The organism is Acinetobacter sp. YH01018, assembly GCF_013420295.1.
Classification (GTDB): Bacteria; Pseudomonadota; Gammaproteobacteria; order Pseudomonadales; family Moraxellaceae; genus Acinetobacter.
Genome location: NZ_VOYL01000058.1, coordinates 1 through 14,234 on the forward strand (window position 1 = coordinate 1; position 14,234 = coordinate 14,234).

5 protein-coding genes are annotated in these 14,234 nt (G+C 41.2%); all 5 read left to right on the forward strand.

What is annotated here, in order from left to right; all coding sequences use genetic code 11:
* Positions 1–539 precede the first annotated feature (539 nt).
* The 5 genes from FTT83_RS14080 (at position 540) to FTT83_RS14100 (ending at position 14,056) form a co-directional block, all read left to right on the forward strand.
* A complete protein-coding gene (locus FTT83_RS14080) occupies positions 540–1,010 on the forward strand; it encodes a hypothetical protein (protein ID WP_086197121.1) in 471 nt (156 codons plus the stop codon).
* Positions 1,011–1,050: 40 nt separating this feature from the next.
* Positions 1,051–3,894 carry a DUF11 domain-containing protein gene (locus FTT83_RS14085; protein ID WP_180042806.1) on the forward strand — a complete coding sequence of 948 codons (2,844 nt, stop codon included), beginning with the start codon at positions 1,051–1,053 and terminating at the stop codon, positions 3,892–3,894.
* 92 nt (positions 3,895–3,986) lie between these two features.
* Positions 3,987–10,013, forward strand: coding sequence for an SdrD B-like domain-containing protein (locus FTT83_RS14090; protein WP_180176779.1), 6,027 nt, complete (start codon positions 3,987–3,989; stop codon positions 10,011–10,013).
* Between the two features lie 3 nt (positions 10,014–10,016).
* Positions 10,017–11,099 carry an OmpA family protein gene (locus FTT83_RS14095; RefSeq protein ID WP_180176780.1) on the forward strand — a complete coding sequence of 361 codons (1,083 nt, stop codon included), beginning with the start codon at positions 10,017–10,019 and terminating at the stop codon, positions 11,097–11,099.
* A gap of 20 nt (positions 11,100–11,119) precedes the next feature.
* The gene (locus FTT83_RS14100; protein WP_180176781.1) at positions 11,120–14,056 is read left to right on the forward strand and encodes a DUF11 domain-containing protein; all 2,937 of its coding nucleotides are present in this window, start codon (positions 11,120–11,122) and stop codon (positions 14,054–14,056) included.
* The last annotated feature ends 178 nt before the right edge of the window (positions 14,057–14,234 follow it).

Sequence of the window (14,234 nt, forward strand, 5' to 3'; positions counted from 1 at the left end):
TTTCGGTAAAAACTGGTCGAGGTACGCCAACCAAGCGTTTAAATTCAGAATCTGAAAAACGGTTTAAGTTCTGATATCTCATGAAACTTAGATTGAGGTGGTTTTGACTTTCGCAAGAGGTCTAATGTTTGATCTATATCGCACTTTTTCAGTCTAAATTGCTTTGATAATTCATTCTCAATGGAAACTCTAACTCAAATAAAATACTAAATCGTTTTAGATTTTTTTGAATGATAGGCCCAGTAAAAATCGATTACTGCCAGATTGGGTTTGAGCTAAGTACAATTTATAATTATATTTATTTTTAACATAAATTTTCTTCAATTTCTCTACAACATTTCTTCAGTGCATTTGTAAGTTTAACTTAATTATTTAAGTTGACTTTAAAGTCATTTGTAAGATTTAATCTATTAAAAAATAATAAAATGTGACTTGGTATTCATTATTTTTATATAAAAATGTGAAAAATGAACATTTTTTGTGGTAAATTTGTCGCCATTGATAAATTAATGTGCAAATTGCACATTTAGGGGTTTGGCATGAAGATCTATAACTCAGTTAAAAAAGCATCGTTCTTACTAATAGGTGGTGCCTTGGTCAACTTTTCCTATGCAGCGACAGAAGCTTTAACCGCTGATATGAAAGTATATAAAGTGGATCAATTGAATAAGAAAAAGGAATTAAAGCCTTCAGATCAAGTTAAACCAAATACATTGCTTGAATATAAGGTCGAATATTCAAATGTATCTGCGAATAGCCTGAAAAATTTGAAATTAAATTTACCGCTTCCTGAGTTTGTCACTTATACCGGCCAAAGTGTTCCAAAAGATACCTATGCTTCGATTGATGGCAAGTTTTTTGCTAAAGCACCTCTGACCCGAGTGGAAAATGGCAAAAAAGTGAATGTTCCACTAAATGAATATCGTGTTCTGCAATGGAATGTGAATGAGTTAAAAGCGAAACAAAAAATCACTGTCTCGGCTCAAGTTCGTGTCAACACTTCTAAATAATTTTTTTACGTCGTTTTAAACGTTTATGGTTGATTTTTTTATGAAACAACATTTTCAATTAAGTAAAGTCGCGACTGCTTTAGCTGTTGCGGGTGGGGTATCGCTATTTGGCAGTTCTGCGATAGCTGCACAACTACCGTCTGCAGGTGCGAGCATTAGTAACGTAGCGACAGCATCGTATATTGACTCAACAGGTTCAGAACGTGTCGTAACTTCTAACTTGGTTAAAACCTTAATTGCACAAGTGGGTGGTTTTACTCTTGTAGCTAACCGTGAAGGGCAAACTGCTGCAAACAGTAATATTAGTTTCTCGCATATCTTGACTAACACAGGTAATGGTACAGATAGTTTTAACCTTAAACTTGAAAATCTTACTCCAGCAGGTTCTGTTTTTGATTTCACCGCAATAAAAGTGTATCTGGATAAAAACTCGGATGGTATACCGGACGGCGAACCGATTATTACTTATTCATCTACTGGAGCCAACACTACAAATACTGCAATCCAGCTAGATGCTAATGAATCTACAGGTATTCTAGTTGTTGCAACTACTCCAGGCAATGCGACAGCAGATCAGTTAGATAAATTAAGCTTAACTGCAACATCAGTTGGATTTGCTTCTACTGCACCTGCAGTTACCAATACTGATACAGCCTATATTAAAACAGGTGCTATTGTTCAGGTTGAGAAATCGGCGAGTACCAGCAGCACTAATGTAAATGGCGACATTACCTATACTTTAAAATTTTATAATAAGGGTACGGCAGCAACTGTTGATCCTGTAACCATTTATGATGTTTTGCCAAAAAATGTTGAGTTAAAAACAGTTACATATAATGGCGTGACTTATAATAACACTGCCAATGGTGATCAGGCTGACGGTAAATACCAATATGGAAAACAGTCTGATGCAGAAGTATTCTTGCTGAATGTTGGGGTACTTACTGCTGGTCAAACAGGTCAATTGACTTTAACAGTTAAGGTCAAAGATACAGTCAGCGGTACATCTACCAAGGTTGTGGATGGTGATAAAATCATCAACACTGCATATGCCGATACTGATGGTAAAACGAATGACTCAACCCCTGTTCCATTAACCCCTGGAAATGTGCCTTTAACGCCACCAACATCAACGACAGATAAAACGGTTGTTCCATCTAACCCGAATACAGTCACAGTTATTGGCCTATTTAATGGTTCAATTAACGATTCTGCAACTGATGCATGGAAAGATACAGGTACTAAGCCGACAGGTGCAGATGACATCGCTAACACCACAGCAAAACAGGGTGCAGCAATAGTCTTTGGCGGTTCAGTTGCTGGTGCAGGTGACAAAATTTATGTGCATAACTCGGGTAATACTGCTGACAGCTATAACTTAAGTTTAGATAAAACGGTTTTTGGCAGTGACAGTATTGTGGAATTCCTGCAATCAGATGGCAAGACACCATTAATCAGTAATAACACAGGTTCAATTGAGCCAGGTGCAACACTTGAAATTGTGGTGCGTGTAACTCTCGCGTCTGGTAAAACACTGACTATACCTGCTGATCCTGGTTATTTAGAATCTTTATTGACCAGTACTTCGGTAAAAAATGCTAGTAAAGATACGATCAAGTTGCATTTGACTGCATTTACAGAAAGTAAAGTCGATTTGGTGCACAGACCAACCACAGGGGGGGACAAAGGTACCGGTTCGAATAATAGTAGTGATGTTCCAAAAACGACTATTCAGCCAGGCACGCCAAATCAGATTGATGTCACCATCAAAAATACCGGTAGTACACCAGATAACTATGTCATTACACTACCAACTATTCCAGATGGCTGGACAGTAGAGATTTTCAAAAAAGTGAATGGTGCTTGTACAACTGAGAAAGCACCTAGCTCTGGTAATATTGCAGCAGGTACTGATGCGAGCTTCTGCTTAACTGTGAATGCACCAGCAGGTACGCCGGCAACAGATCCAACTAACCCTATTAATATTCCAGTTAAGATTCAATCACCATCTACAGGTGTTGAAGATACGATTCAATATCCTGTCGTGGTTGATCAAGTTCGCTCCTTGAAATTGACCCAAGATCGTTCTGGTCAAGTTGCTGTGGGTGGCAGTATCATTTATACCCATACCTTAACCAACTACGGTAACGTGACTGAAGGTTTAGACGCTACTACAAAACTAGAATTTGATCTTAGTGCAGCATCAGCAAAAGGTGAGATTGTTACCGTTTATGTTGATACAAACAATGATGGTGTAATTGATCCTGTTACAGAGTTATGGGCAGGTAAAAATCTTGACGCTTTATTAAAAGCGACTAAAGGTGCAGGCGCTACTGTAGCAGAAGATGGTTTAAGTCCAAAAGAATCAGTGACTGTGTTTGTAAAAGTTGAAGCACCAAAAAGTGCAGCGGTTGGTGATTCGTATACATCAACAGTAACTGTTGTTCCAAATGATGCAACGAAGTTTGATAAGACAAATAGCGTATTTGCAATCACTGACTTGACTACTGTTATTGAAGAGGGTCTGGTCACTTTAGTGAAGTCACAGGCGGTATCTTCAGACTGTACCACAGTTCCATCTGTATTTGGTGTAAGTGAAACTAAAGCTAAGCCGGGTGAGTGTGTTTACTATCGCATTGTGGCAACGAACCAAAGTAAATCGGATGCTAAAGATGTGACGATTTATGATGCGGTGCCAACTTATACCAAATATTTACCTGGTTCTGCAAAAGGTACTGAGAATGGCACAGCAGCAACAGCTGATGCAGTTAAACTTAATACTGAAAAAACTCAAGTCAGTTATAAGCTTGATAATAAGTTGCCAACAACAAAAACAGCAACTTTAGAATTTGCTGTAAAAGTTGATAGTGTCGTCACTCCATAACTTTTTCTAGATCTGTAACCTCCCTTTTTCGAAAGGGAGGAACTCATTTTTATCGTTTGTATTTTAATATTTTTTTGTTTTGGGGCGTGGCAATGAAAAAAGCAATGAATAAAAAAGTGGAGACGTTATCTTTGTCTGCGCTTGCTTCAGCTTTGTTCTTTGCACAGCAAAGTCATGCGGTAATGCCGGTTGCTGGCCAGATCATCCAGAACATTGCTTATGCAAGTTACCAAGTCAGCGATTTGAATGGTGGACAATTGCTGCAAACGACTCAATCCAATGCGGTAAATGTTGAAATTGCCAAGTTCTATGGTTTCGAGTTATTTCCAGATCAACTTCAACAGGTAGAAGCCGGTTCGAAAGTGATTTGGTTAAACCAGTTGACCAATACCAGTAATACAAATGCATGGTTTGATTTTAAACTTACACAAACTAATTACTTATCAAATTTTAAAATTTACCTCGATGCCAATCAAGATGGGGTATTTGATATTTCAGATACACTGATTGAAAATGGATTACAATTACAACCCAATCAGACCGTTCATGTGTGGGTGGTTGCAGATACGTCATTACAGACACCTGATCAGACCAAGCTTGAACTCCCTTTAGTCGCACAAATTCGTGAAGAGCCACAACTACAAAAAACCGTTAAAGATCCTGTACAAATTATTGAGCCAAAATTAAAAATAGAAAAACAAGTGGACCAAAGTGTGCTGAATGCCAGTCAGCAAGCACAGACCCTGAACTATAGCTTGATCATTTCCAATACCGCTGATCTTGCAGTGACTCCGACAGAGGTAAAGGTTGATGGACAATTACAGTCCCTAGTGATTGTTGAGGATCCTATTCCAGCCAATACCGTTTTTGAAGACATTCAGGTTCTTGAGAAAAATCAGGAGGTTGAAGTTCTACATCGAATTGCAGAAGGGGAATATACGCGTTATTTGCCAAGTGACAAGAATAAAATTGGCTATGCTGTCGTTGCTTATAAAAAACCATTTCAGCCTCAGCAAAAAAGCACAGTCCGCTTGACGGTCAAAACCAATCCAATCCTGAGCTATACCACTTTGCGCAATGAAGCGTATGTGCTACACCGTTCTGCTACAGGCAGTAAAAAAACCCTGTCTAATCGAGTGGAAACCAAAGTTGCAGGCAAGTTGGTCATTGAAAGCACAACCAGTAATTTCGAGAAAGTCGTTGAAACCGGGACGGTGAACGAGCCTATTTATGTCAAAGCAGATGCCGCCATCTGTAATGCCAACCGCTCTGTTTCAGATCAGGTTCGTATTCAACTGGTCTCCAAACTGACGGGCGATATTGTTTATGTCAATGCAGTAGAAAGTGGTGAAAATACCGGCATATTTCAGTTCACCGTGGATACTGAGGAAAAGGCTGAAAAAAACCTCAGCGATCATATTTTACAGACGCTCAAGCGCGATCAGGTCAGTATTCACCTGACCGACTGCTTGGACGAGCAGGGTAAGGTTAGCCAAAATATTGAAGACATCTCAACGGAGATCACCACAGAAGTGCTGATTGATCCCTACGGAGTTGTCTTTGATGCAAAAACAGGCCAGGCGGTCGAGGGTGCAACCGTCACTTTGACAGATGAATTCGGTCAGCCTGTTGCAGATAATGTTGTATTTGAACATGATCGGGTGACTGGTGAACTAAAGCCGTTTCCTGTACGACAGGTTACCTCGTCGACCGGTCAATTTGTTTATCCACATGTCAAGCCGGGCAGCTATAAACTGATGGTGGATACCACCACAATTCCAGGCCGAAAGTATAGTTTTGCCAGCAACCAGGCACTTTATCCGGTGGATTCATTTAATGGCAAGGCTGTGCATCCGGCATGGTCTTATGGTGGCCTGTTTACTTTAACCGCCGCTAGCTCAGCGCTGAATATTGATATACCGATTGATCCGCTACTGGATCAATCGGTATTAATGGTCAAGAAAACCGTACGGGACAGTTCGGTAGAGCTGGGTGATTTCACCAATTACAGCATTACCGTGAGTAATAAGGGTGATCAGCTGGCACATGATGTCAAATTGCAAGATACCTTACCGCGTGGTTTTAGTTATGTGCCAAATAGCATGCGGATTGATGGCAAGCCAGTGGCTGATCCTGAAGGCGGAAAAGGTCCGTATTTAACTTTGGGGTTAGGTGATCTTGCCGTAAATGCGAATGCTAAAATTGAATACCGTGTTCTGGTTGGACCGAATGCTTTAAATGGTGATGGGATTAACCGGGCACGTGCCGTTGATCGTTACGGTCTAAGTTCCAATGAAGCACAGGCCAAAGTGAAAGTTCGCCCAGGTGTATTCAGTGCTGACGCGTTTGTGGTGGGTAAGGTTTATACTGACTGTAACCGCAACGGAATCCAGGACAAAGGTGAATTAGGTGTGCCGGGTGTACGGCTGTACATGGAAGATGGCAGTTATGTGATTACTGACCGTGAAGGCAAATATGATTTCTATGGCGTATCCGCAAAGACCCATGTACTGAAATTAGATCGCACCACTTTGCCGGCAGGTGCTGAATTGATCACCCAGTCTAACCGCAATGCCGGGGACCCTTCTAGCCGTTTTGTCGATGTAAAACGTGGTGAATTACATCGTGCTGATTTCGCAATGGTGGATCAAGCAGGCACATGTTCTGCACCATTAACGGATGTGGTAAAACAGCGTCAAGAAAAAATTAATAGCAGTAATTTAAATCTTGAAAAGGCGATTAACAAGCAACTTTCTATTGATGCGCCGAGCTATCTACAAACCAGTACGCGTTCAGAAAATTCCCAAGGCTGTTTGGCCAGTGAGAATGATCAAAATTGCCTGCTCAATCGTGGGGAATCTGCTCAAGCAAAGCAACCGCAATTACGCATAGATCCAGTTAAACCTCCTGTTTTGGTGAATCTTGAAGAATATTTAAAGCGTAATGATCACAATAGCCTGGAAATATTAAATCTTAAGGAAGGACAGGTTCTCCCTTTTGCCCAAACGACTATTCAAGTCCAGGGTGCAGCAGGCGCGACACAACGTGTTTTAGTCAATGATGTCATTGTGAAAGAAAAGCAGCGCGGTAAATTGGTCATCCTGGATGAGCAGCGTAAGCAAGGGGTTGAATATGTAGGTGTAGCATTAAGCACGGGTAAAAATAGCATCCGTGTGGAGCAATTGGATTTTGCGGGTAATATCCGGGAAAGCCAGCAGATTCAAGTGATTGTTCCAGATGACATTCATGACATCAAGTTACAAAAACCTCAAGCATCCGTGATGGCAAATGGCCGTGATGTTATGCAATTGGTGGTACAGCTACAAGACAAACAAGGAATAAAAGTCGCTACACGTACCGCACTGACCTTAGACAGTGACATCGGTATGATTGATCTGCAAGATTTGAATCCAAATGAGCCCGGGATTCAAACCTTCATTGATGGCGGCGAGATGATTATACCGATTATTGCACCGAATACTGCTGGACGTGGAAAACTGCGCGTCAGTAGCGGTTTACTTAAACAAGAAATAGATATCCAGTTTGAGGCAGATTTACGTCCTCTGATTGCAGTCGGTTTAATTGAAGGCTCGATTAACTTCAATAATTTTGATAGCAAACAGCTGCATAGTGTTAATCGTAATGATGGCTTTGAAGACGAGTTGAATGAAATTGCCGAGTGGGGTAACGACACCTCGTTGAATGGTCGTGCTGCGATGTTCCTTAAAGGTAAAGTTAAAGGTGATTATCTTTTAACTCTTGCCTATGATTCAAATAAAAGTTCCAAACAACGCCTGTTCCGAGATATTCAACCTGATGAATATTATCCGGTTTATGGTGATGCTGCGGCAAAAGGCTTTGAAGCACAATCGACCAGCAAATTGTATGTCCGTTTAGACAAAGGACGTTCCTATGCCATGTATGGTGACTACGTGACCCGTACAGAGAAAGATGAAGGTTTAGCTTTAGGGCAATATAACCGTTCATTGACAGGGCTTAAAGTGGGGCATGAAGGTGACCAATTCCAATCTTCAGCTTTTGTCGCTAAAACCAAGTCGCGTCAAGTGGTCACTGAAAATCGTGCTCTGGGTATTTCTGGTCCATATAGTCTCGGTTCAATTTCAAATGATCTGATTTTAGAAAACAGTGAAAAAGTTGAAGTGCTGACCCGTGACCGCAATAACCCGGGCCTGATTATTGCAAAACAAACCCTTACCCGTTTTTCTGATTATGAAGTCGATACCTATAGCAACAGCATTTATTTAAAACAAGCAGTCCCGAGTGTAGATAAAGACCTCAATCCAAACTTTATTCGTATTACGGTTGAGGCGGACGAAATTGGTGAAGAATATCAAGTTGGTGGTCTTAGCTTTAGTTATGCGATGAAGCCCCAGCTCAAAATTGGCGGCTCATTTGTTCAAAGTAATGATCCCCTGCAAGAAGAACAAATTGCCAGTTTAAATACTGTGGTGAAACTGGGCCAGTATGCCAAAGTGATTGCCGAAGTGGCACAGTCTAAGAATACGAATTCTACAGCAGATCAAGTGACGCAAATAAATAGCAATGTAGCTGGCGAGAAGGATGAAGGCACGGCTGCCCGGGTAGAATTTGAATACGCACCAAGTTTTGCCCATGTGCGAGCGTATCACCAGCAAGCAGAAGACGGATTTCAAAATGATGCAGCGACCATTAGTGCAGGACGTAAAGAAAGTGGCGTAAAAGTTTCAGCACCGATTGCGAAGCTTGGTTTGGCTCGTATGGAAGCGATTCGTACTGAAGACCAAAACAATAATGGGGTGCGTACCGGCGTGTCTGCCAGTCTGGAACGTAATTTCTTTAAAATTCTCGCCGTGGAATTAGGCTTACGTCATTATGACGAAACCAGTACAGCTGCAACTTCGGCAACAGAAAATCAGGGCCCGTATAATGGTACTACCGGGCGTATCAAATTTACCGGTAACTTGCCGTGGAAAGGGGCATCAGCCTTTGTCGAGTATGAACAGGATCTCTCCAATTCCGATAAACAGGTCCTGTCTGTAGGCGGGGCAGTTAAAGTCCTGCCAAATACCGAAGTCTATGCCCGTCATGAAGTGATTTCTGCAATTGACGGTTTGTATTCCATGAATACCACGGAAGAAACCAATAGCACGGTATTGGGTATTTCCAGTCAGTATATGAAAGATGCTTCCGCATTTAGTGAATACCGGGTTGCAGATGGCATGAGCAACCGTGAGGCGGAAGCGGCTATGGGTTTACGCAACCGTTGGCAGATTAAGCCGCGTGTATATGTCAGTAGCAGTTTTGAACGGATTCAAAGTCTGTCTAAAAATATTGAAAATAGCGATAATGATTCAACAGCAGCGAGTCTGGGTCTGGAATATTTGGTTCACGACAATTGGAAAGCTATGACGCGTTTAGAGGCACGTCGTTCCAACAGTTCCGATACGATGATCAATAGCATTGGTTTTGCCCGTAAGTTGTCAGATGATGCCACGATTCTAACCAAAAATACGCTTAATTTTGTCGATAATAAAGACGCCGAGCGCGGTGATCATCTGCGAAACCGTTTCCAGCTGGGGGTGGCATGGCGTGATGATGAGCATAATCAACTGGATGTCCTGTCAAAAATTGAATATTACTATGAGGATAATGCAGCTGACCTAGAAGCGGCATTTAAGCGTGAATCCTATGTGTCATCTACGCATTTAAACTATCATCCTTATCGCCAGCTGACCTTGTCCAGTCAGTATGCAGCAAAATGGTCAACCTTGGATGAAGACAAAGTTACAAGTTCGGCTTTAACCCAGTTACTCGGTGGTCGGGTCATTTATGATTTGAATGAGCGCTGGGACATGAGCCTGCAGGCTGGTTCACTTTGGGCAAACCGTGGTGCAGGGACACGTTATTTGCTGGGTGCAGAAGTAGGTTATTTGCTGGCAACCAATCTCTGGGTTTCTGCAGGATATAATTTCCTCGGTTATCAGGATGATGAATTAGCCAATACCAGTTCCAGCGGTCAAGGGGCCTATTTAAGATTTAGATTCAAATTTGATGAGGACTTGTTTGGACGCCGTAATCCTGTAGTAAATTCTTCTTTAGAACCGGTGCAGGAGCAATAATTCATGCGATTAAAATTAATGCTTCTGCTCAGCGCCTGTTTATATCCCGTATGCCATTCTGTTGAGGCGCAGACCCTGCGGTCTTCTGCTGTTGAAGCCGAGGTGTTAAGCCAGCAGTTACAGCCTTATCAGCAGGTCAGTGATGCTCAAACACGTTATCAGGCCTCTAAAGCACAGATCTGGTTAAGTTATGCGAAAAATGAGTTTTCAGAGCGGAGTCTAACGACTGCTGGAAGGGAAGCTCTAGCTCAAGGGCGTCAGATTGCAGAAAAATTAGCCCAGAAACAGCCGCTCATTTTAACTACGCCTATTTTAACTGTTTCACAAGTCATGCGCCGGGACTTATGGTGGCAGGTTGAATATTTCAAACAAAGCGGGGCATTGGAAAAAGCTCCTGAGCAATTGGCCCATGCAGAAGTGATGCTGGTTTGGGCGGCAGCAGAATATTGCGAACTGGGCTGGCGACATGCTAGAGAACATTTTGATGCTGCTGAACAGGCGCTATATCAGGTGGCTGTCGCAACACGACAGGATCATATTGATACAGTGAAATGGGATGCCCAAGCTTTACCAAGTTTGAAGCAGCTCAATGGGCCGGGCTGCCAAGGGGTCAATGCTGATTACTGGCCATTGAAGGTGTCAGCTCCTATCCAGGACCAGACCAGCAAACCAGCCTTAACAAAACCTGATCCAAAGATTGAAAATGTGGTGCATTTTGCTTTAGATCAGGCGACTTTAAATACAGAAGGCAAGGCGGTGTTAGATCGTATTACAACTTTATTGTTGGCAGAAACTGATATTCAAATTACCTTGCTGGGGTATACCGACCTACGTGCCAGCCAAGCCTATAATCTACAACTTTCACAGCGTCGTATTGATGCAGTGCGTGAGTATTTAATTGCACAAGGTGTACAGCAAAGTCGTATGTCTGAGCAAGCCAAAGGGAAGTTAGCCTTGATTCAAGATACAGAGCAAAACATTGCGCATGCTAAAAGCCGCCGTGTTGTCATTGAGTTCCATGATGTTACAGGCAAGCAGTTGCAGGTAAAGCCACAATGGCGTGATTTACAGCTTGAATCTCACTAAGAAATTTTAAGGATAACTTCATGAAAAAAATGATTTGGCGAAATATTCTTGCAGTTTCTGTGTCATCGTTGGGGATGAGTTCTGTCGTTTTTGCTGATGTGAACTCGCCTGTGGGAATTCAGCGTAGCTTTCTCAATTTGGGTTTTGAAAGAGAACCGAGTTTGACATGGAAAAAATCTGGTGAATGGGGCTGTAGGGATCAAAATGGTAGTTGGAGTAAATCGTACTGTATTTTTGATCAAAAAGGGGTAGAAGGTTGGAGAACAACTGCAAAGTACGAAGGTTTGATACGTGAAATTGAGCTATGGAAAGCAGGACAACTGGTTGCGAATGATCAAAACTGGGGTCCCCAACCTGCTGAAGGTAAAATTTATGCGGAGTTAAACTCCACGACACCAGCTGCTTTATACCAAAATGTCTGTGTTTCAGAAAAAGATGTTTTAAATTGGTCGTTTTCGCATCGTCCACGAGAGAATATAGCAGAGCAAGCAGGATTCTTTATTGCTAATGCAGTGGATGATAAATCTACTACTGGCAAGATCAATTTAGATTTTACAAATATTTCAGATAAATATTTAAAGAAAACTGATGTACTAACTAGTACTCCAGGAAAACTTTACGGTAATGTCTTAGACACGCCATGGAAATCTTATTCTGGCTCAAATGTTCAATTAAGCAAATATTTAGGCGGTAGAAAGTCTGGAGTCATGGCTTTTGGTTTTGAAGCTTTACAGACGCAAGGCAGAGCAGAGCGAGGAAACTGGTTAGATAATATTGTTCTTAACCTGAATCCTGGCATTGAATTTTCAGCCAAAAGTGGAAGTGTGATTGAAAATCAGACAGGTAAATATCATTCTGTCGATTTTAATATTGTGGGTAACGTCACTGGAAATATCAAAGTTAAATTTATTATTGATAAAAATAAAGTTGAAAAAGCAGCCCAATACCGTAGTGGAACAAGTGAGGTGGGTGATTATAAAATTTATAAGCTTGATAAAAATGGTATTCCTCTTCAAGAGATTGTACCAACAGAAGATCCAACGAATTCAAATGTTTTAAAATTTGAATATGAAATTCAATATGACAGCTCATTGAAATATGACACAGGCGTCACGGTTAAAGGATTAGCTATACGTGTATTTGATAATAATTTAACAGATGGTACTCGTACGATTCCTTTTGAGTTAGATCCAGATCAAACAGGATTAGCTCTCCTGGATCTACGTACATGTGGTGATACAGTTTTTTCAGGATTTAAATATGAAATTCAAGATGATGAAGTAGATTTAGAAGTCACCAAAACCTTAAATGAAAAAGCACCTTTACCGGGGCAAAATGTGTCATACATGATTGAGTTATTTAATCATAAAAATACAGCAGCGAATAATGTTATCCTAAAAGATGAGATTTTAGCGAATTTAGATAAAACCAATGCAAAGTTAGAATGTAAAGATTTTACTACGAACACAGCGGGTGAAGCTTGTCCATCAACTATTGATACAAATAAAGTTGCAGATTTATTTACTACAAATGGTTTGAATATTGGAACGATCAAAGGTAATGCTAAATACATTTTCACTATATCTAATTTAAAAGTGAGTGCGAGTGACACCGGAACTGATGAAAATATCGGCTATATTGCGAATAGGGTGGAAGTCAGCACGGCATCAAATGATATTAACCTTGACAATAATAATGCGATCGCTAAAAACCTGTATGCTGCAAAAAATGATTTATTTAATGCGGATGCCACCAAAACCGGAACAGGTCTATTTGTGATTGACAATAATGGTCAACCGCTCTGGACAAAATCTAGCCAGGAAAATAAGGCTTATTTTCCTTTAAGCATTAAAAATGAAGCGACCTTGGCGCAGGACTATCAACTGTATGCCTCTAGTACTGCGATTGCGCCAACACTTAGCACTGGCGGCTATTCAACATTAGTCAAGAGTGGTATTAATTCTTTTACCTCCAGCCTGAAAATCGAATTTTATAAGGTGGATGAGGCTCAATGTAAAACGGGTTTAAACACTCAGCAAATTACCCAACTGAATGTTGCAGCAAATACCATAGCACAAGTCTGTGCCGTGGTTACCGTCTCCCCATCTGTGACAGCGACCACCAATATCTGGTTCGCGATTGAATCACTGCAATCAGGTCTGGGTGACGTTATTTTAGATGCTGTGATTCCTCCAGCTCAAAAACGTCTGCTCGAACTGACCAATGATCAAAGTGCACAGGTAGGTGTTGGCGGTACATACGTATTCTTGCATCGTTTGACCAACTATGGTGTAGCAGATGAAACCAAAGTTAAAGTCAGTCTGAATGCCGTGAATGGCAAAGATGGTTTTTTATATACCTTATTTGTCGATAAAAATGGTAATGACATGCTGGACGCGACCGATACATTGCTATCCGATCTAGAAACAGAGTTAAGCCATATTATTCGACCCAACCAATCCGTCACTTTATTAATAAAGGCTGAAGCACCTGCTACTGCGACGAATGGTATGAACAGCCAGGTAAAATTGATTGTTAAACCGGATAATACCGGAAAAGAAATAGCATTAGTTGATCTGATGAATACCGATTTAATTACGGTTAGCCCAAACCAATTAAAAATTCTTAAATCGCAGCTGAAAGTTGAAAATTGCGATATGCCAGATAAGTCAGCAGTTATGAACGCAACCTATACGGTACAAAATGAAAACTTGAAGCCAAATCAATGTTTAATTTATCGTATCTTGGTGAAAAATATGGGTAATGCGCCGTTAAGCAATGTGGTCATTAACGATATGTACCCCGCTTATACTCAGCCCTGGAAATCAGGGACAGTTTTACCTATGACCAGCAGTGGTGAAGCGGTTGAAGATAATGCGAGCAGGGTAAAAACCACCTTTGTTGAATTGTTGCCCCAGCAACAAGAATCACTATATTTTGGCATTAAGCTAAACTAATGTCTAAGCTTGCCCTACAATGGGAGGTGCTGATTGTCGATTCATGGGCTTTCTTATCTTCATCGAGCGTAAGACCCCCACCGACAGTCAGGTGGGGGATATAAGCGAGTGGCGATAGCCATAAAAAATCAAATATCGCCTTTATTACAGTGCTTTATTTTGCTATAATTCACCCATA